Genomic DNA, 21,941 nt, shown 5'->3' on the forward strand with positions numbered 1-21,941 from the left:
CAGTTTTTGCTAAAAAAATTAGCTAAAAATATCTCTAAGGTGCTTTAATAGTGTATGATGTTGCCGATTTTCCGGCTTATTGATTGCATTCAATAAAAAACACCAAAGCATGTTGAGAGTTTAGTTATGAAACATATTTTAACTTCTTTAATTTTAACACTTCTAAGTATTAATTTTGCTGTAGCCGCATCGGGCGATGCAGATGCAGGCAAAACTAAAGCAGCTACTTGTGCTGCGTGTCATGGTTCTAACGGGATTGGCGCAAGCGATACATTCCCCAACTTAGCAGGCCAACATGCTGATTATATTGTTAAACAATTAAAGGCTTTTAAATCAGGCGATCGCAAAGACCCACTTATGAGCCCAATGGCAGCGCCTTTATCTGAGCAAGATATGGCTGACGTTGCTGCATATTTTTCAGCTTTACCTCGTGACGGTGCCAGCCAAGGTTCAGGCGCTGATAATGCAAGCGCTACAGGTAGTGCTGCACCAGTAGCTTATGTACCAGACCCAGCTGCAGGTAAAAGTTTATATGAACTTGGCGACCCTTCTCGCAATATTGCGTCATGTATTGGTTGTCACGGAACTGAAGGTCATAGTGAAGTACTGATTTATCCAAATTTAGCTAATCAGCACCCAGAGTATATTGCTAAACAGTTAATGAACTTTAAAAATAAAAGTCGTGATAACTACGCAATGAATCAATTTGCTGGCAACATGACCAAAGATGACATAGCTGATATGGCCGCTTATTTTGCTGACCCTGCAGCAGTTGCCAACGTAGTTTCACGTAGAGTAATGCCTGCAGCGCCAATAACGGCTGAAGTTATTGCCGGTAAAGCTAAGTCTGCTACTTGTGCTGCTTGTCATGGCGCAGACGGTAATAGCCCTGTTGCTATGTACCCTAAACTTGCAGGTCAAAGCGCTGATTATTTAATAAAACAGTTACAAGAATTTAAAGCTGGAACACGTGAAAACGCAGTAATGGGCCCAATGGCTGCAGCGCTAAGCGAACAAGACATGCTAGAAATTGCTAGCTATTATGCTGCACAAAAAGTAGCAACGGCTGAGTTAGCCGGCTCTGAAATAGGTAAAAAACTTTACTTTGGTGGTAACGTAAAACGCAAAATTACAGCTTGTGTTGCTTGTCACGGCGTAAATGGTAAAGGTATGAATAAAGCTGGTTTCCCTACAATTGCTGGCCAGAATGAAACATACTTAAAAGCGCAATTAATGAGCTTCAAAAAAGGTGAGCGTAATAACGATTACAACACCATGATGCAAAGCGTTGCTTCTAAACTATCAGAAAGTGATATGGATGAGCTTGCTAAGTACATGGCTTCAATGAAGTAAGCCAGTTATAACGTTATTAAAAAAACCGCATTCATTGCGGTTTTTTTTTTTTAACTGGACGTTATCAAAGATTTGATTGATTTTTTTCTCCGCATTATTTCACAATCATTAAATTCGTGTAGAATGCAGAAGCAATACGTTAACAAATTTTAGCAGTAAACCCATGATCGTGTTTACGACAAGTAGAGAGTAAACCAATGAAAAAATTTATCATTACTATTTTATTAGGATTAAGTGCAATTGCTACCGCCAATGCGGCAGAAGGTAATGCAGAAGCAGGTAAAAACAAATCAGCAATGTGTGCTGCTTGTCATGGTGCTGACGGAAATAGCCTTGTACCTATGTACCCTAAATTAGCGGGTCAGAGCGCTAGTTACTTAGTAAAACAACTCGTTGAATTTAAGCAAGGTATGACATCAGGTGGTAAGTCTGGTCGTGTTGACCCTGTAATGGGTGGCATGGCAATGGCACTTAGCGAACAAGACATGGCCGATGTTGCTGCATTTTATGCTAGCCAAGAAATAACAGCAGGTACGGGTAACGCAGATGCTTTAGGCAAAAAACTTTATTTAGGTGGCAACGCTGAAATGGAAGTTACTGCATGTGTTGCTTGTCATGGTATTAATGGTAAAGGTATGCCAAGTGCTGGTTTCCCTGCCCTTGCAAGCCAAAATGCTGAATACTTAAAAATTCAGTTAGAAAAATTTCGTAACGGTTCACGTAATAATGACCTTAACGGCATGATGCAAGGTGTTGCGGCTAATTTAACTGATGAAGAAATCACAGCATTATCGCAATATATGTCATCTTTAAAGTAATATTGTTACGGGTTAAACGCTTGTAGGATAATGTTTAAAAAGCAGTGGTTATCACTGCTTTTTTGATCTAGCTTTTAAATAAAAGTGTGATTTTATTTTCTCAACAAAAAAGGGAAGCTCACTGGCTTCCCTATTCGTAATAATTTAAAAGTTAACCCTTAAATTAGCCGCTTAAAATGAGTATTTAAAACCAACAGTAAATACGTCAAGTCCGTCGTAATTTTCAAATGAAGCTTCAACACTGGTTTTGTCGTTTAATTTCTTACCAACACCAGCACCAAAGCCTAGTTCCCATTCGTCATCACTATAAGATGCACCACGATAGCTAGCTTTAACATCTAAGTTTGCATATGAAGGCATGGCATAGGCGTAGAAGCCATTATCGAAGTTATACTGTCCACGAACAGAAAGTTCGGTAAACCTTTCTACTTCAAGCTTAAATCCGTCCATGTTATCGTCAGAAATACCTGTACCTAAGCGCAATTCTGGCATAAAAGAAAATTTACTGCCCTCTTGAGCAAATTCGTAAGCAATTGAGCCATAGATAACACCTAACGAAAGATCTTCATCAGATAAGTTTGCATAACCGCCGCCCGCCGACCAGTTAGCTGAGGCAGTTAAAGGTAATGCCAATAAAGAAAGTGCAATAAGTGATTTTTTAAACATAATAATATCCTTTTATTCTTCTAGAGAAATAAAATCAAATTAAGAAAGTGCGCATGCTATCAATGCAACTTTTGTTAGGCAATTAAATTATTGTTATAAACTTATACAATACGTAACAAGTTATGTTTTCTGTAAAAACTCATCGGTAAAATATAGCTTGTTGTAAGTATTCAACCTTGTTTCGCGTTATGATCAGTACATTGCTTTATTCTTTTTATATTCGTTTTTTTATTCGGGATGCCTCATATGATCGAAATTATTCAACCTACTCAATTTAAAACCGTACCTTGGAAAAACGGCAAAGGCGAAACAGTTGAAATGGCGATAAATCCAGGCGGAACTTTAGAAAATTTCGACTGGCGCTTAAGTATGGCAAGTGTGGTTGAAGATGGTGTTTTTTCTAACTTTACTGGTTACACGCGCAACTTAATTTTAATTGAAGGTGATGGCATTAACCTGCAGCACAACGATAACAAAATTGATCGCTTAAAAAACTTACTTGATGTTGCCACCTTTGACGGCGGTAATAAAACCGTTGGTAACCTACATACTAATGAAATAACCGACTTTAACGTTATTGCCCGAACTTCAGCGTTTCATAGTAAGGTTAGCTGTCATAAAAATACTACCAACCACACTCTAGAAAAAAGCGACTTATGCTTTATCTACAGTTTATTTAACGACGCAACCTTCACGACAAAAAGCACGCAAGAAGTTACGGTTGTGCCTAGCCAACATTTAGTAAAAATAACCGACTTAGCGGCAGATAATGTTGCGATAACGGGCGAACATTTAATTATTGTTTATCTTAGCCGTTGTGCGATTTAAGCTTCGCTTTATAAAACGAAGCTTGTGCGCTGCTAAACAGGTATACGGTTATTAATCGCTATAATTACTCGTTCTAACTTTTAAATATGATTTTTTAATTTTGCTGTCGTAGTCTCAAGATAAAGTAAATTTAACCTAGGGAACATTGTGATGACATATCGACATTTTATAACCTTATCGGCTTTACTCATGTTGCTATCGCCGCTAGCAAATGCAGAGTTTGAACGCAAAATTGCTATTGATGAAAGCAAAACCACTAGCCATAGCACAAAAGTTAAAGGTAAATCGTTTGATTACACCGCAACTACTGGTACACAGCCAGTTTGGGACGAAGAAGGTAACCCAATTGCGAGCCTTTTTTATACCTATTACCAACGTTCGAAAGTAAAAAATAGAGCGGCGCGCCCTTTACTTATATCTTTTAATGGCGGCCCGGGTTCAGCTTCTGTGTGGATGCATGTAGCTTACACAGGCCCTAAGGTGTTAAATGTTGATAGTGAAGGTTTTCCATTACAGCCTTACGGTGTAAAAACTAATGAGTTTTCAATTTTAGATACCGCGGATATCGTTTTTGTTAACCCAGTTAATACCGGTTATTCACGAGTTTTACCTAATAAAGAAGGCAAAATGCCGTCAAAGGCAGAACAAAAAGAAATGTTCTTTGGGGTAAATGCCGACGTTAAATACTTAGCTGATTGGGTAAATACCTTTGTAACTCGCAATAATCGTTGGCAATCACCTAAATACCTTATTGGTGAAAGCTACGGAACCACCCGTGTTTCGGGTTTAGCGTTAGAGCTACAATCTCGCCAGTGGATGTATTTAAACGGCGTTATTTTAGTCTCTCCTACCGATATAGGTATAAAACGTGAAGGACCAGTAAAATCAGCAAATCGCTTACCTTACTTTGCAGCAACAGCTTGGTATCACAAAGCGTTAGCCAGTGACTTACAAAATAAAGACTTATTAGAAATATTACCTGAAATTGAAAAGTTCACTGTCGAGCAATATCTACCAGCCCTTGCTAAAGGTGGCTTTATTGCCGCCGATGAAAAACTACGCATAGCTAAACAAGTAGCCCGATATTCTGGCTTGTCGTTACAAGAAGTATTACGCAATAATTTAGATATTGAAGCCTCTTACTTTTGGAAAGAAATACTGCGTGAGCGCGAACAAACCGTGGGCCGTTTAGACTCACGCTATTTAGGCATCGATGAAAAAGTTACCGGTAGCAGACCAGACTATAACGCAGAGCTTACCTCTTGGTTACACAGCTTTACACCGGCTATAAACTACTACTTACGTGAAGAGCTTAATTATAAAACTGATGTTAAATATAATATGTTTGGCAACGTTCACCCATGGGATAGAAGTAACAACAACACAGGTAAAAACCTGCGTTTAGCCATGGCGCAAAATCCGTATTTAAACGTTATGATCCAATCAGGTTACTACGATGGTGCGACTAATTATTTCGATGCTAAATATACCTTATCGCAGCTTGATCCAAGCGGAAAAATGAAAGACAGACTGTCTTTTAAAGGTTATAAAAGTGGCCACATGATGTATTTGCGCTACCAAGATTTAGAAGCTTCGAATCAAGATATTCGTGAGTTTTTAAAAGCAACACTACCGAATAAAACTACCCCTGCGAAATATCAAAGTAAGCCATAAACAATAACGTTATATCAAATATTTGCGTTATTAGTCAGCGTTGTCGGTGTAAAAACTGACAACGCTAGCGCTTTTGATTTAACCAGCAGTAGGCAAATTCAGTTTGCTTATTGCTAGGCTCGCTAATTGGTTACTCTTCGTCATCAATAATATCTGGCGTAACCGTATCCACAACATCAACAGCGCCACCCACTACGGTCGTAGTCACATCAACCGCGGTAGAAATAACTGTCGCTGCAATACAGCCTGACAAACTAAAAATTACACCCAACAATAAAAGACCTTCTGCCATTTTTTTCAAAACAACTTCACCAAATAAGTAAAAATATTCATTCAGAATACGATAATTAAATGATAAATCAATAAATGAATTCATATACTAATTAACAATAAAGTTGCCACTATAGTTATGCTAGTTAAAGCCCAACAAAGAGATTTTATTTTCCATAAGAGATAAACTGTCGCCATTAATGATTTAACGATGATATTTATGGGCTATTTACTTGCAGTGACCCTGTTGTGGGCATTTTCATTCAGTTTAATTGGCGTTTATTTAGCAGGCCAAGTTGATGCCTGGTTTAGCGTTTTAATGCGTATTGCGCTGGCGACTTTAGTTTTTTTACCGTTTTTAAAATTAAAAAAAACACCCAAGGCCTTAGCTTTAAAACTGATGCTTATTGGCGCGATACAACTTGGCGTAATGTATAGTTTTTACTATCACTCCTTTTTATATTTATCCGTGCCCGAAGTCTTATTATTTACCGTGATGACCCCTATTTATATTACCCTGCTTAATGATGCCCTTAAACAGCATTTTAATCCTCGGTTTTTTCTTATCGCTATTATTGCGGTATGTGGTGCGTTAGCTATTCGCTACGAAAGCATTAACAGCAACTTCTTGGTGGGTTTGTTACTCGTGCAAGCCGCCAACATGTGCTTTGCTACAGGGCAAGTAACATACAAGCACTTAATGATCGACAGTAAGCTCGACCACAAAACCGTATTCGGCTGGTTTTTTATTGGTGCATTCATTGTGGCTTCTGTTTGTTATGTGTTATTTGGCAATAGCGATAAATTACCCAGCACACCAACTCAGTGGGGGGTGCTAATATACTTAGGTATCGTTGCTTCAGGTTTAGGCTATTTTGGCTGGAATAAAGGCGCAACGCTTGTCAATGTCGGAACATTAGCAGCAATGAATAACTTACTTATTCCAGCAGGCATTGTTGTTAACGTGCTGATATGGAATACAGAGGCTGACATACCCAGGTTAAGTATTGGCGCTGGGATTATTTTCGCCGCTTTATTACTTAACCAAGTAAAAACTAAAACGTCGATAAAAACCTAGGCTGCCATAACCTAAACGCTTGTCGCTAACCATTAAAAACGATAAAAATCAACCATTTAAAGATTGTTATGGTTCAAAGTATTAAAACCGAAAGATATACCTAAACGTTCATGTTGTTCAATCTCGTTACCGTTATAAATTAGGTTCGGTTAGCCGTGAAACTGCAGATGACGTTATAGGTAAAGCTTTTCATTTTCTTCATATAGGAAAGGCCACCAAACGACAGCCTTTGTTATATGCTTTTAATTTATTTTAACTTTTTGGCTATGCATATTTTTTTAGCTATGCATAGCTAAGCTAAATTTCGTAATTAATCACTTGGTAACCTAACGCTTCTAGTTGAGGTTTCAGGGTGTTAGCATCACCAACCACTACCATTAACATCTCACTTAAGTTTAAGTGTTTTTTCGCTAAGGAATTAATCTCTGCCTTGCTAATATTGGCGACTATATTATTGCGCTCTTTAACAAAGCCAGCACTTAAGTCGTGCTCTAAAATTTGTGCTAAAAAGCTTAACTTACGACCCGGAGTTTCATACTTTAATGCATCTTTTTGATTAATGGCATTGCGCATAAAGACTAGCTCTTCATCACTTATACCTTGTTCTGCGTAACGTTTAATTTCTTTAACAAACTCAACAATCGATTTATCGGTAACGTCTGCACGTACTTCTGCACTGGCGGTAAATGTGCCGGAAAATTTATTACCATAGAAATACGAACTTGCACCGTAGGTATAGCCCTTATCTTCTCGTAAATTTAAGTTAATACGGCTATTGAAAGCACCACCTAGCGGGAAATTCATTAAATAAGCACGATAGTACTCGCCTGTGATGTCTTGCGTAAGTGAGCGCTTACCTATGCGAATTACCGATTGTGCTGCGTTATCTTTATTAACTAAATAAATAACTCCACGTTTAGCATTAGATTCAGGTAAGTCTAATAACAAAGGTTTTGCTTCACCTGTTAAAGTATTAAATACACTTAAAGACTTTAATACCGCTGTTTTCTCTAAATCTGATACCAGTATTATTTCACTGCCTTTAGCTTTAACTTGCTGTTGATAAAGTGCTTTAACATCGGCCAGTGCAATATTCGATAATGACGCCTCTGAACCATTACTAGACGTCGCAGCAATATTGTCTGCATGTAGTAATTGGCGATAAGCATTTGCCGCTAAATAGCCTGCATCTTTTTTGCCATTAATTGCGCCTTGAATAGCGTTGTTTTTATTACGATCAAATTCATTTGGCAAGAACGCAGGTTGGGTAAGCTTTTCATACACTAACGCAAGTGTGGCATCTATGTGTTTAGTTAAGGCGTTTATATTGATCGATAAATATTGCGTGCCTGCTGAAATGTTAACCGAGGCACCGAGTTTTTGCAGCGCTTTACTCATGTCTTCTGCGCTTCGCTGCGTAGTAGATTCATTTAACATCGCCGCTAACAATGATGCTGTGCCTGCCTTTTCTTTCTGCTCAAAGTAATGACCTGCAGGAATTTTTATCAACATTGACGTTGTTGGTGTTTCAGTACTTTGCGTTGCGAGTATTTTAATGCCGTTAGCAAAAGTTTCTCGCCACATTTTAGGAACTTCAACGGCTTTATTCGCGCCAGCAATTGGAGTTACACTGCGATCAAAGTCATCTTTTGCTTTACGGACTTGTAAATTTTGGGCGGTAGCGCTTTCAAGTGTTGGAAGCACTCGTTTAGGTGCAACGAAATTATCAGGAGCGGCAACAAATGCCAACTGCCCTTTTGGTACTATACTCATGATCACGCCATGTTTATTTTTAAGGTATTTTTTGTAAACACGCATAACATCTGCTTTAGTTACGTTGGCATAGCGCGCGATGTCTTGTTCAATATAATTTGGGTTGCCTTTGAAAGTTTCATTCGCCGCTAACTGACTTACTTTACCGGCAACACTTTGCAAACCAAACACAAAACCTGCTTCCATTTCAGCTTTAGCTTTAATTAAATCGTCATCTTCTACACCACGTGCTTCAAATTCGAGTAACGTATCACGAATCACTTTTTCCATATCTGCTAAGGTTTTACCAGAAGCCGGGTGAGGTAAGGCTAGCAAGTTAAAAGTACAAGCGAGTTCAGCACATGGGTGACTTACTGAGGCTTGCACCGCTAGCTGATTTTTCACTAAATTTTTATACAATAATGACGTTTTTCCACCACCTAAAATGCTCGACAACAAATCTAATGCCGCTTCATCTTTATGCCTAACACTTACCGTTGGGTAAGACATATACACTAATGGCAAGTGCACATTATCTTCCATAGAAATATAACGATCTGCATCTATAGTAAATTGCGGTTTTTCAGGCATGTTAACTTCAGGACCACGAGGAATGCTACCAAAGTATTTGTTCACCATAGCTAAGGTTTCAGCCACATTTAAATCGCCACCTAAAGTTAAAGTCGCGTTGTTAGGGCCATACCAACGTAAGAAAAAGGCTTTTAAATCATTAACATTTACACGATTTAGATCGTCGATATAACCAATAGTTTGCCATGAATATGGATGACCAACAGGATACATAGCTTCCGCTACACGTTCGCGTAATAATCCATAAGGACGATTTTCGTAATTTTGACCGCGTTCGTTTTTGACGGTTTCACGCTGTATTTCAAATTTTTCTTGGGTGACTGCATCAACTAAAAAACCCATGCGGTCAGCTTCAAGCCATAACATTTTTTCAAGTTGGTTAGCGGGTACTGTTTGAAAATAATTTGTTCGGTCACTGTTGGTTGTACCGTTCATGGTGCCGCCAGCTTCAGTCACTATTTTAAAATGCTCGTCGTCTGCAACATTTTCTGAGCCTTGAAACATCATATGCTCAAAAAAATGTGCAAAGCCAGACTTGCCAATATCTTCGCGAGCCGAGCCAACATGGTAAGTCATATCAACGTGAACGAGTGGGTCAGAGTTATCTTGATGAAGTATCAGTGTTAAACCGTTATCTAATACATATTTCTGATAAGGAATGACCGTTTTTCCAGCTTTACTGTCTACACGCTCAACAAAGGTTATGCCAGGCACTGTTATTGCTGTCTCTTTAGTCGCTGCTTGTTTAGTGTTTTCACATGCCGTTAAACACAGACATAACAAGGGTAGCATCCATTTATTCAAAATATTCACCTTTAGGTACAACTATTATATTGAGTTATCTCAATACTAACTAAATAGACAACAAGCACAATAGCTTGTTTGTTATATTTTGCTAAAAATATTGTAAAATTTAGTAACGCAGTTTACCGATAAATCCTATATTTTTGCACTAATAGGTAAGCGACTGATGGCGCGCTAGAAACCACTGTTTAATCGATATTCAGTTACTTTATTAGAAAATATGTTACGCTCGATCAAAAAGCCTAAATTGAGCTTAACAAAACTCGGAGCAAATAGATGAAAGACCTACCGCAGACTTCTATTGAGCATTGGGTTGATATCATTGCTAAAAGTGAACTGCCTGCTATCACCTCGACAGCTAAAATGCTGGACAAATTTAATAATGATGATAAATCGTCTTTACCTAAATTAAGCCAGGCAATTTTGCACGATCAAGCGCTTTCTTCTTGTCTGCTTAAAGTTGCTAATAGTGTGCAACATTTTAGTGTTAATAAGGTGAATACTGTTTCTCGTGCTGCAGTGATATTGGGGATTAGGTCAGTAAAAAACATTTGCCTTACCTCTAAATTAGTTGAAGGACTGTTATCAAATAAAGAACTTAACCCTAAAATTTACCATCAATTAACACAATCAATGGCAAGCTCCTTTTATGCTGGGCTATTAGCCAAAATGATGGCACCACAATATGCAGAAGATACTCAGGAAGAACTCTATTTAGCAGCAATGCTCTATCGAATAGGCGAAACTGCCTTTTGGATTGTAGGTGGAGAGTCTGCCGAAGAATTGATCTCGCATAATGATATGGCCACAGAAAGCTTTCGTCAAAAATGCATTAATGAAATTGGCTGCGACTTTTCACAGCTTAGTACTGAACTTGTTAAAACATGGGGCTTAAGCGATTTATTATTAAAAGCTTTAGATAAACCTAAAAGTCGAACGATTGAAATTCAAATAATTTATTTTGCGGATAAGCTCAGTAACACAATTGCAAATCCAAGCTGTAGCGCAGAAGAGTTTCAGCAACTGTTAACAGATGTAGCGAAGTTAACTGGCTTAAATGTTCGACAGTTAGTACTGAAAATTGAGCATTTACGTGAAAGGGCTAACAAACTACTAGCATCTTACGGTGCTTCTGCTTTAACCAAGCATATTAAACCTTTGCCAAAAGAAGGTGACTTCCAAGGTAATAAGTACCAAGTTTTAAAGCCTAATCCTGAGAAAGAAATTAATTTGCTTAGTACTTATAGTAAGCTCAATACCTTGCTTAAATCTTCGACCGACTTAACAGAGTTTATACAATTAACCTTGCAAGCTATGTCAACAATATTTGCATTTGAACATTGCAGTTTATTTTTAGTTGTTGATGATAAAAAGGCGATAAAATCACGTTTTACATACGATATAACCGGTAAACAATCTGATATTAATACCAAGTTTTCTCTTGTACGAACTAATAATGTTTTTAGCTACGCTATGGATAATGGCCAAGCCATTTTAGTAAAAGATCGCCAAGAAGCTAAATGGTATCAATTCATTACCGGTGAAATTGCCGAGTTTATGGTTAAAGGCTCAGTAATAATTTGCCCAATTAAAGTGGCTCAAACACCGATAGGTGTAATTACCGCACAAGTTTTTCAACATGATAAAGAGATTTCTAGTACAGATTTTGATCTTTGTTCTGCGCTAGTCGAGCACCTTAACTTGTGCTTAACCATGCTTTCATACAAAAACAAATAAAGTAAACTTTCCTCAGTCTTTCGTTACTTACCAGCACCCATTTAAGTTTTTGTGTAATTATATTACAATTTTAAATTTTATCTGTGCTAAGTATATTCTCGGATCATAATTTACTTACTCATATTTCAAGCAAAAAAAAGAGTCGACAACTAAGTTATCGACTCAAAAGCTATATGGGGAAGCTTAAATTCAAACTTTCACAACAAGTGTTAAATTTGGAAACAAGGCAATTATAGAGTAACAACTCTAAGCATGTAAAGCTCATTTGTAATTTTTTTACATTTTTAGTTATTTAATTACCTTTTAATCCATTATCTGTGTTCAAAAGTCGATAAATAGTGCGCTATTGATAAACGTTTTTACTTTGGAAGTGGCATAGAATGAAGCATTGATGGTGTCTATTCGTGATGTTCACCCAGCTAAGCATTGACTTTACTACCTAAGCTTTTGACTCACTTGAGTATCAAGCACTGATTATCCAGAGTTCAGGATAAATAAAATGAAGGAATAAAACTAAAAAAAAGGCCTCTGCGTAGAGGCCTATAAAGTAACACTCGTTGAAGGGATCATTAAGTGTTATTTAATAAGAACGTTTGGCTAGTGAAATAATTTCACCATAGCATAAACATTATAACAATAAGGCACATTAATACTGGCATTAATGTGCCTGCTCCCAGTTATCACCAATACCAGCTTCAGCAATTAGCGGTACACTCATGGTGATAGCATTATTCATTACCTCTACCAATGTAGCCGTGGTTGCTTCAACAATATCCTGATGAATTTCAAAAATTAATTCATCGTGCACTTGCATGGTCATTTTAATTCTAGGGTCGTTTTGCTCTTGAATCCAAGCATCAACATCTAGCATAGCCTTTTTAATAATATCGGCGGCTGTACCTTGCATTGGCGCATTTATAGCAGCACGCTCAGCCGCTTTTTTGCGCATACCATTTTTAGCATTAATATCGGGTAAATAAAGTCGGCGACCAAATAAGGTTTCAACATAACCCGTTTCTGTCGCTTTTTGACGGGTATCTTCCATGTATTGAGATACATTAGGGTAACGTTCAAAGTACTTATCCATATAAGCTTGCGCGGTATGGCGAGGTACGTTTAACTGTTTTGCTAAGCCAAAGGCTGACATGCCATAAATTAAACCAAAGTTAACTGCTTTAGCGCTGCGACGTTGATCGCTGGTAACTTCGTCTAGCGGTACAGCAAAAATTTCTGCTGCTGTTGCTTTATGTACATCTTTACCTTCAGAAAAGGCTTTTACTAAGCCTGGGTCGTCAGATAAATGCGCCATAATGCGTAATTCAATTTGCGAGTAATCGATAGCAACAATTTTATGCTCAGGTGGCGCAATAAAGGCTAAGCGAATTTTTCGTCCTTCTTCACTACGAATAGGAATATTTTGCAAGTTTGGATCAGTAGAAGAAAGTCTACCCGTAGCTGTAACGGCCTGATGGTAAGAGGTATGCACTCGATTAGTTTTAGTGCTAACCAATAGCGGTAGCTTATCCGTATACGTAGACTTTAATTTACTCAAGCCACGGTTCTCTAAAATTACTTTTGGTAATGGGTAATCTAAGGCTAATTCTTGCAGCACTTCTTCTGCCGTCGAAGGCGCACCTTTAGGTGTTTTCTTAATAACCGGAATTTTAAGCTCGTCAAATAGAATAACCTGTAATTGCTTAGGAGAACTTAAGTTAAAGCTTTTGCCTGCTAAATTATGTGCTTCGATTTCTAGCTCGGCTAAACGTGCACCTATCGACTGGCTTTGATCTGCGAGCATATCGCAATCTATTAACACACCATGCTGCTCCATGCGAGCAAGCACCGGCAATAGCGGCATTTCAATATCAGTAAATACTGATAGCTGTGAAGTTATCTTGGCTAATTGTGGATAAATAGCTTCGTGCAAACGCATAGTGATATCGGCATCTTCAGCGGCATAATGCCCAGCCTTTTCAATATCAATTTGATTAAAGGTAAGTTGCTTAGCGCCTTTGCCTGCTATTTCTTCAAAATGTACTGTTTTATAGTCTAAATACTTCTCTGCTAGTGCATCCATGTTGTGACGCGTTGCTACACTATTAAAACAATAAGACTCAAGCATGGTGTCAAATTTAATACCCTGCATTTCAATATTGTAATGCGATAATACATTGGCATCATATTTTAAGTTTTGCCCGACTTTAAAGACAGTATCACTTTCTAATAATGGCTTAAGCTGCTCAAGCACCCACGTTAATGATAACTGCTCAGGTGCATCAATATAATCATGCGTTAAGGGTACGTAAGCAGCCTTACCTACTTCTATACAGAAAGATAGACCCACTAACTCTGCTTTCATGTAATCAACGCTAGTGGTTTCAGTATCAAAAGCAAAAAGCTCAGCTTTGTTTAGCTTTTCAAGCCAAAGTGTAAAACTAGCTTGGTCTAGAATAATCTCGTATTCGCTATCAACGGCTGCTGGAATTTCTGCAACTTCAGCGCTTTGTTGAGTACTTTGCGCAGCAACTTGGCTATCACCTGCATCTAAGTCGGCTAATAAGCGTTTAAGTTCGTACTTTTTATATAATGTTCTTAATGTTTCTGTGTCTGGTGTTTTTGGCTTAAGTTCAGCAACGTTTTGCTCTAGTACTACATCAAGCTTAATGGTGGCAAGTTCATAAGATAACGGTAAAAATTCTAACGCTGTGCGTAAGTTTTCGCCGACTTTGCCTTTAACTTCATCAGCATGATCCATAACTTCTTGCAAACTTGGGTGAGCCGTTAACCATTTTACCGCCGTTTTAGGGCCACATTTTTCAACGCCTGGAATGTTGTCTACTTTGTCTCCCATTAAGGCAAGGTAGTCAATTATTTGATCTGGGCGCACGCCAAACTTTTCAATTACGCCTGCTTCATCCATTTCAACATTAGTCATGGTATTGATTAAACGCACATGGGGATTGACTAACTGCGCCATATCTTTATCACCGGTAGAAATTACCGTTTCAATACCTAGGGCTGTTGCTTGATGAGATAAAGTGCCAATAACATCGTCTGCTTCAACGCCATCGACGACTAATAGTGGCAAACCCATAGCGGTAATAATGTCATGAATTGGCGCAATTTGTGTACGAAGGTCGTCTGGCATTGGCGGGCGATTAGCTTTGTAATCTGGATACATGTCATTGCGAAATGTTTTACCCTTAGCGTCAAATATCGCAATAATATTGCCATTAGGGTAATCTTTTTTCAAACTTCTGATCATATTCAAGACGCCAGTAATAGCGCCTGTAGGTTGACCTTCAGAAGTTGATAATGCTTGCAAATATGGCACGTGATATGCGCGAAATAAATAAGATGAACCATCGACTAAAATAAGCGGTGATTGGTCAGAAGTTGGCATGATAATTTTATAACTAGAAGAAAGATGGAGTAAGCATGCCATAATCGGCAAATTCTCTCTAGCTATTCATTATATTTAGTCACAAAAATAACCGAAATTGTGGATAAGTATGTTGAAAAGCACAGGAAAACCCCCTAAAGATCTGGCGAACTTTACGGCAAGTATATTTTAATTAATTGTTATATAAGGAAAAAGGTAAGTCAGAAATCCTTTTCACATATTTTTTATTATTTTTATATTATGTGGATAAATAAATGTCCAAGCTTAGATTTACTTGTTCAATTAACGAACAATAGAAATAAGCGAGCTAAGAGATTACCAGAAAACCGCGCCATTACCAGACAATTATTAAACTATTTTTACCCTTTTATGACACCTAGAAATAACAAAAAAACATAAGCTATATTTGGCAAGGGCTAGCTGAATTCGATGAATTTATTTTTAATAAAAATATCGTTTTTATTTGATAATGAATCCAAGATGAATAAAAACTAAACAGCCGTTACTCATGAATGTGAGTAACGCCAATGAGCGTTAATAACTAAATGTAAGGCATGTAACTCAGCAAATAAAAAAGCCACTTTAGACATACGTGTTAAGTAGCATAAAGTGACTTCGGTTATGTGCTTTATGAGCTTATTTTCTACATAGGTGGCCCAACTAGCGTAGTAAATATACTTGTAATGATTAATACGGTAAGTGCGATAAACATTTCAATTGAAATAGAGCGCTTTAATATGAGTACATGATGTGCTTCGGTGATCTGAGGTACCAGCGATAACTTATGCCACGCCCCCAATATAAGCATTGCACTAACCAATAATAATTTAAGTAAGATTAATTGCCCATAACTCGAGCTGAACAAATCTGCCACTGTATCTAAGTATTGTAAAATCAGGGTAATGCCTGATGCTAAAAGTAGTACGATAATAATAATCGCAAGCTGACCAAATTGATGCATTAAACGCTTCACTTCAGTCGGTGCTAGTAACTGGCAACTTTTATAAAGTGGTAATAATGAACCTACCCAATAAGTAATGGCCAAAACATGAAGTACTAATAAAGCTTTTATCCAGAAATTTTTTTCAGCACTGTGACCAGTAAAAGTAAAGCTATAGGTAATGACTATCAGCACTCCAACTGTTACCAAAATATTGAGCGCATTAAATAAGGGGCTATATTTACCCCAAGTAATCAGCGCAACGATAGCGAGTAAAAAAGCAGGTATTCTTACCAAGGCTTGCTCGCCAATAACTGACTGCCAAACTATTTCCAACATAAAGGCATCAGTCATGCCAGAGAAACCTGATTCAGCCATTGCCCCTGCCTCAATTGGCACCTGTAATATAGAAGCAATTAACGCTAAGCTTAAACAAACCAAAGCCCCACGTTTTAGATAGACATTAAAAGCCGCAAGGTTCTCGGCGCTAGCTTGATTGTTTCGAACTAGTAAACGTAAAACTAAGTTACCGGCCAACGCTGCGCTAGCAACATAAATGACTAATTTTAATAGCAGTAATAACACTGACCAGTAACTTATTTCCATTGATTAGCGTCCTAGTGATTATGGCTGTGCGAAGCTGGCATTGCTTTTTTCATATCTTGATGCATACCATGTTCACCAATCATAAAGGTAAAAGTGCCGGTCATTTTATGGCCATCACCACCTAAGACCATCCACTTAACCGTGTATTGTCCCTCGCTTAAGGTCGGTAATTTGTAATTAAACTGCTTACTCGCCTGTGCACTTGGCTTAAAGTTAAAATCTACTTCTTTATTACCTGAATCTGTAAGTAAAACTTTAGCTAATCTACCTTCACCACTAAAGGTCAACACAAGTTCTTCAGGGCTTTGCATCAACATAGCCTCATTCTCAGGTGATGACTGTGTCATTGACACATGTGCCGATGCTGTAAATGCTAATGCTAGGCTTAAAAATGCCGCTACTTTATTAAATAATTTCATTACTACCTCTATTTATTAAAAAATTAAAACCAAAATTTTACGCCAGCAACAAATTCTGTTTCGCTGCTACTTTGCCTGTTTTGTTCTGCATAGTCTGCTGTAGTGCCAAACTTGTTTGTCCATTCAACACCGATATAAGGTGCAAATTGACGGGTGAATTCATAACGCACTCGAAAACCAATAGCACTACTTGATAAACCACTGCCTAAACCATTTTCAACATCACTTTTACCATACAGGGTCAGTTCAGCACGCGGTTGTACAATCAATTTTTGTGTCAGTAGTAATTCGTATTCTGCTTCAAAGGTTAATGCTGTATTGCCGCCCTCGCCTAAGTAAGCGGTCATATCAATTTCAAACCAGTAAGGTGCTAGGCCTTGCACACCAAATGCTAGCCATTGACGGTTTTTGCCTTCTTTATAGTAGTCAACGCGAATACCTAATTGCGTATCCCAATATCCAGTCAGGGCATGTCCCCATAATATATCGGTTTGATTTTCTTCCAAATTACCCTCTGAAATATCACCTTCTGTTTTAATCACTAATCGATCAAATGTGGTGCCATACCAAGCTTGAAAATCGAATACGCCAGCATTAGCTTGCTCATTATATTCAAGCCTGTTGCCTAAGAGGGTATAAAAGCTATGTTCATCGGCCAGCGTTAACCTATGCTCTTCACCTAAGGTATAAGGGCCTTCAGTTAACGTTGTACCTGCCGAATATGCATGTGGATCTCTGGCATCCTTTGGCGCGTCTCCGCTTTGTGGCTGTGGTTTTTCACCATCTGCGCCAGCCATACCTGACATGTCATTTTGGGCAAATAATGGTGTACTTATTAAGGGTAAGCAAAGCAACACGGTGGACATCAATGTGGTTAACGATGTGGTTAACAATGTTAAATTTTTCATGATACAACCACCTCTCTAAACATACCTGCATCCATGTGGAATAATAAATGACAATGCCATGCCCAACGCCCCACATCATGTGGTGTGGTTAAAAAGCTGATCCGCTGTGCCGGTTGCACTGGGATAGTATGACGACGGACTTGAACATCACCCTGATCATTCTCTAAATCACTCCACATACCATGTAAATGCATAGGATGCGTCATCATGGTATCGTTTTGTAAAATCACCCGAATACGTTTATTGTGCTGCATATGTACTGGTGTACTTTTACCAAACTCTAGGCCGTCAAAAGACCAACTGTAGCGTTCCATATTACCGGTTAAATGCAGTTCAATTTCCGCTTCTGGCTCTTGATGATTAGCAATTCCATCCAAAGAATGTAGATCAGCCAATGTGAGTACACGGCGACCATTTTTACGCAAGCCAATGCCTGGGTCGTCTAAATTTGTTCTGGGCATGTCAACACGCATGTCAACTGATGCACCATATTCTGTTTTGGCATGACGAACTTTCGAACTCGCAACGCTAAGCGGGTTATCAGACATATTATGCTTACTATGGTCCATTGCCATTGCGCCATGTTGACTATGGTCCATTTTCATTGAACCTTGGTCCATGCCTGACTGCTTCATGTTAGCCATAGCACCATGGTCCATACCTGTCATAGCGCCTTTATCGTTGCCATGCCCAATATTACCCATATTCCCCATCATGTCAGTCATCGTTAACCATTCAACAGGATCTAAGGTTGGTGTTGGTGCATCAATACCTTCGGCTACCGACAAAGTGCCTTTTGCATAACCAGATCTGTCCATACTTTGAGCAAAAATAGTATAAGCATCGTTTTTAGGTTCAACAATTACATCGTATGTTTCACCGGGCCCAAAGCGAAATTCGTCAACGGTTACGGGTTCTACATTTTGTCCGTCGGCCTGTACGACCGTTAATTTTAATTCCGGTATTCTTACATCAAAAAAACTATTACTCGAACCGTTGATAAATCTTAGCCTGAGTTTTTCGCCCGTTTTAAATAAGCCTCTCCAGTTAGCCATGGGCGTGCTGCCATTCATTAGAAAGGTCATAGTTGATGCTGACAAATCGGCGAGATCTGTTGGGTTCATTCGCATTTCATGCCACATTTTTCTACGCTGCAAGGCATTGGCGACACCACTATTTGACACATCAGCAAAAAATTCAGGTACCGTAGGTTGGCTGAAATTAAATACATCACTCTGTACTTTTAATTTTCGGAACAATGCCATTGGATCATCATCTGTCCAATCAGATAATTGAATAACATGTTCGTTATCTGAACTAATAATGTCGGTTTCTCTTGGCTCAATAATAAGAGCGCCGTACATGCCAGTCATTTCTTGAAAACCACTGTGGGAGTGATACCAATATGTACCACTTTGCTGTAGTTTAAACTTATAAACAAAAGTTTCGCCAGGCATAATGCCTTTAAAACTAATGCCGGGTACACCATCCATTTGATATGGCAAAATTATACCGTGCCAATGAATAGAACTAGGCACTGATAATTTATTTGTTACTTTAATGGTAACATCATCTCCTTCTCGCAATCGTAAAGTAGGAGCAGGTATTGAGCCATTAATGGTCGTTGCCATACGAACAACACCAGTAAAGTTAACTGGAGATTCGTCGATAACCAACTCAATAACTTTACCGCTAAGCTCTGGTGCATTTCCGGTGATTGTATCTGTAAATAACGATGAAGCTGCATGAATAATACTTGGAAACGCCGCTAGCACTCCCCCCGCGACAAGTCCTTGAACAAATCTGCGGCGAGGCATGAAAGATGACTGTATTTTATTAATGTCGCCCATTAACGGACTCCTCTTATTCACAATATAAGTGCAGTATAAAGATGATACCTGTCAATAACATGACTCAAACATGACAAAGTTGTAATCTTAATGTCATGTTGCTGTTTACACAGTTACGCCATAATGTATAAATATTTATGATTTAGGAAAACTTCATGCGATTACTGGTTGTAGAAGATGAGCAAAAAACAGGTGACTATTTGAAACAAGGCTTAACGGAAGCTGGGTTTCAGGTGTCATTAGTGCGTAATGGTTTAGACGGTCATCATTTGGCGATGACTGAAGTATTTGACGTCATAATATTAGACGTAATGCTGCCTGACGTTTCAGGTTCGCGGATTTTACAATCGCTTAGAGAAGCAAGTAATCAAACACCTGTGTTATTTTTATCGGCTCGCGATAGCGTTGATGACAGAGTAAAAGGCCTCGAACTTGGTGCCGATGACTACCTTATTAAGCCCTTTGCATTTTCAGAAGTATTAGCCCGTGTAAGAACACTTATTCGCCGTGGCGGAACACCGAAAATTGAAAACACGCTACAAATTGCCGATTTAGAAGTCGATATTTTAAAGCATAAAGTAAAGCGAGCCGGTAAAAATATATTATTAAGTAATAAAGAATTTAGCCTGCTCGAATTAATGGTTCGTCGCGAAGGTGAAGTTTTACCGCGATCTTTAATTGCATCTCAAGTTTGGGATATGAACTTTGACAGTGATACTAATGTTATTGATGTTGCCATTCGCAGATTACGTGGAAAAGTTGACGAAGGTTTCAACATTAAACTCATACACACAGTAAGAGGCATGGGTTATAAGTTGGAGGTTCAAGTTAATGAAAGTTAACAAAAGACCTCTATCTCTGACTTTTAGAGTGGTTTTATTTGTCGCTGTTAGCACAATATTTAGTTTAACCTTTCTCGGCATACTAATAGATACCTCGATAAGACATCATTTTATTCAGCAGGATATTAATGAACTCAAAGTTATATCTTCTTCAATCAATGAAGCTTTGTCTAAAAATACCGACAGTAACGAAACGCTTATAGAAGAGTTATCGCAAGCGGTTTCAGGTCATCATGGCGTTTATTATCAAGTTAGCGACCAAAAAGGTAATTTTATCTATGCTAACGCAACATTAAATTTTCAACACTTTACCACTGCACCTGCTATTGAAGGTGATTTTGATATTGAAAATATAACACATCAAAATGTTGGAAAATTCTCATACCGTGTATTAGCAACGACTTACCAAACGCCTAAAGCAACATACAAAGCAACTATTGCTATTGATATGAGTTTTCATACTCGTTTTTTAACTCAATTTAGGCAAAGTTTAGGGGCGATTATGATTGGCGCTGCTGTTTTAGTGCTACTAGCTGGCTGGTTTGCTGTTCACCAAGGATTAAACCCGTTGCGCGGTCTGAGCAAAAAAATGCGAGATATTCAAACAAACAATTTTGAAATCAGGTTAGACGAAACAAACGTCCCTATTGAGCTATTAAACATGGTGCAATCATTTAACTTAATGTTAGATAGACTGCAAAGTGAGTTTTTACGCTTGTCTAATTTCTCTACCGATATTGCCCATGAATTAAGAACCCCCTTAACCAATATAATTACACAAACTCAAGTTGGGTTGTCAAAGCCTAGAGCGTCAGAAGAATATCAAGAACTGCTATTTTCGAATTTAGAAGAACTTGATAGGTTAACAAACATGGTGCGAGATATGCTTTGGTTAGCTAAAACTCAAAATGGCTTAATTAAGCCAAAACAACAAATATTAAATAGCCAAACAGAAATTAAAGCTTTATTTGAATACTTTGATGCCCTCGCCGAAGAAGCAAACATTACCTTTGTTCGCCAAGGTGATGATGTAAGTTTTTATTGTGACAAACTACATTTTCGCCAATTACTCTCTAACTTGTTATCAAACGCCATTCGATATACTGCAAAGGGGTTGTCGATAGTAGTCAAAACTGAAATAACAGTGCAAGGGCAAGTCGCTATTTCGATCAGTAATCCAGGCGATAAAATACCGGCAGAACATTTGCCTTATTTATTTGACCGATTTTATCGTCCTGATAAATCCAGACAACGCCACAGTGAAGGTGTTGGCTTAGGCCTTGCCATTGTTAAAGCGATGGTAGAAGCAAATAGTGGCGAAGTAACGGTTACTTCAGATGATGATAAAACCACCTTTAAGGTTTTATTTAATGCACCACCAAACAGAGTTTAGAAGTAACGA

Annotated in this window: 16 protein-coding genes; 8 read left to right on the top strand and 8 right to left on the bottom strand. The window is 38.3% G+C overall.

The window, feature by feature from the left end; genetic code table 11:
• Positions 1-126: 126 nt before the first annotated feature.
• Together AC27H3_RS09355 and AC27H3_RS09360 are read left to right on the top strand one after the other, a co-directional pair.
• Entirely contained in the window at positions 127-1,353 is a 1,227-nt protein-coding gene (locus AC27H3_RS09355; RefSeq protein ID WP_487105622.1) for a c-type cytochrome, read from the top strand.
• A gap of 197 nt (positions 1,354-1,550) precedes the next feature.
• Positions 1,551-2,171, top strand: a complete 621-nt coding sequence (locus AC27H3_RS09360; protein ID WP_085303037.1) for a c-type cytochrome — start codon at positions 1,551-1,553, stop codon at positions 2,169-2,171.
• Between the two features lie 171 nt (positions 2,172-2,342).
• Here the strand turns inward: AC27H3_RS09360 and AC27H3_RS09365 are convergent, their stop codons facing one another.
• Positions 2,343-2,837, bottom strand: coding sequence for an outer membrane beta-barrel protein (locus AC27H3_RS09365; protein WP_487105624.1), 495 nt, complete (start codon positions 2,835-2,837; stop codon positions 2,343-2,345).
• Between the two features lie 246 nt (positions 2,838-3,083).
• Between AC27H3_RS09365 and AC27H3_RS09370 the strand changes: the two genes are divergently transcribed.
• Both AC27H3_RS09370 and AC27H3_RS09375 read left to right on the top strand, forming a co-directional pair.
• A complete protein-coding gene (locus AC27H3_RS09370; protein WP_487105626.1) occupies positions 3,084-3,665 on the top strand; it encodes a HutD/Ves family protein in 582 nt (193 codons plus the stop codon).
• Between the two features lie 150 nt (positions 3,666-3,815).
• Entirely contained in the window at positions 3,816-5,339 is a 1,524-nt protein-coding gene (locus AC27H3_RS09375; protein ID WP_487105628.1) for a S10 family peptidase, read from the top strand.
• Between the two features lie 130 nt (positions 5,340-5,469).
• On the opposite strand, the gene AC27H3_RS09380 is transcribed toward AC27H3_RS09375, so the two are convergent.
• On the bottom strand, positions 5,470-5,715 hold the full coding sequence (locus AC27H3_RS09380) for an NF038104 family lipoprotein (RefSeq protein ID WP_487105630.1): 246 nt from the start codon (positions 5,713-5,715) through the stop codon (positions 5,470-5,472).
• Positions 5,716-5,829: 114 nt separating this feature from the next.
• Between AC27H3_RS09380 and AC27H3_RS09385 the strand changes: the two genes are divergently transcribed.
• Positions 5,830-6,687: a carboxylate/amino acid/amine transporter gene (locus AC27H3_RS09385; RefSeq protein WP_487105632.1), complete on the top strand. Its 858-nt coding sequence runs from the start codon at positions 5,830-5,832 to the stop codon at positions 6,685-6,687.
• Positions 6,688-6,984: 297 nt separating this feature from the next.
• Here AC27H3_RS09385 and AC27H3_RS09390 read toward each other — a convergent pair whose 3' ends face one another.
• Positions 6,985-9,822: a M16 family metallopeptidase gene (locus AC27H3_RS09390; protein ID WP_487105699.1), complete on the bottom strand. Its 2,838-nt coding sequence runs from the start codon at positions 9,820-9,822 to the stop codon at positions 6,985-6,987.
• Positions 9,823-10,110: 288 nt separating this feature from the next.
• Between AC27H3_RS09390 and AC27H3_RS09395 the strand changes: the two genes are divergently transcribed.
• Complete coding sequence (locus AC27H3_RS09395; RefSeq protein ID WP_487105634.1) at positions 10,111-11,571, top strand: HDOD domain-containing protein; 1,461 nt, start codon at positions 10,111-10,113, stop codon at positions 11,569-11,571.
• A 658-nt stretch (positions 11,572-12,229) separates the two neighbouring features.
• On the opposite strand, the gene polA is transcribed toward AC27H3_RS09395, so the two are convergent.
• From polA to AC27H3_RS09420, 5 genes are all read right to left on the bottom strand, one after another.
• Positions 12,230-14,974, bottom strand: coding sequence for a DNA polymerase I (gene polA, locus AC27H3_RS09400; RefSeq protein WP_487105635.1), 2,745 nt, complete (start codon positions 14,972-14,974; stop codon positions 12,230-12,232).
• Between the two features lie 643 nt (positions 14,975-15,617).
• Positions 15,618-16,520, bottom strand: coding sequence for a copper resistance D family protein (locus AC27H3_RS09405; RefSeq protein ID WP_487105637.1), 903 nt, complete (start codon positions 16,518-16,520; stop codon positions 15,618-15,620).
• An 11-nt stretch (positions 16,521-16,531) separates the two neighbouring features.
• Positions 16,532-16,939, bottom strand: a complete 408-nt coding sequence (locus AC27H3_RS09410; protein WP_487105639.1) for a copper resistance CopC family protein — start codon at positions 16,937-16,939, stop codon at positions 16,532-16,534.
• Between the two features lie 23 nt (positions 16,940-16,962).
• Entirely contained in the window at positions 16,963-17,847 is an 885-nt protein-coding gene (locus tag AC27H3_RS09415) for a copper resistance protein B (protein ID WP_487105641.1), read from the bottom strand.
• Positions 17,844-19,697, bottom strand: a complete 1,854-nt coding sequence (locus AC27H3_RS09420; RefSeq protein ID WP_487105643.1) for a copper resistance system multicopper oxidase — start codon at positions 19,695-19,697, stop codon at positions 17,844-17,846. Before AC27H3_RS09420 ends, AC27H3_RS09415 begins: the two co-directional genes overlap by 4 nt.
• A 155-nt stretch (positions 19,698-19,852) precedes the next feature.
• Between AC27H3_RS09420 and AC27H3_RS09425 the strand changes: the two genes are divergently transcribed.
• Together AC27H3_RS09425 and AC27H3_RS09430 are read left to right on the top strand one after the other, a co-directional pair.
• Entirely contained in the window at positions 19,853-20,539 is a 687-nt protein-coding gene (locus AC27H3_RS09425) for a heavy metal response regulator transcription factor (RefSeq protein WP_487105645.1), read from the top strand.
• On the top strand, positions 20,529-21,932 hold the full coding sequence (locus AC27H3_RS09430; protein WP_487105647.1) for a heavy metal sensor histidine kinase: 1,404 nt from the start codon (positions 20,529-20,531) through the stop codon (positions 21,930-21,932). Before AC27H3_RS09425 ends, AC27H3_RS09430 begins: the two co-directional genes overlap by 11 nt.
• The last annotated feature ends 9 nt before the right edge of the window (positions 21,933-21,941 follow it).

This window comes from Colwellia sp. NW0002-52-1 (assembly GCF_057550865.1).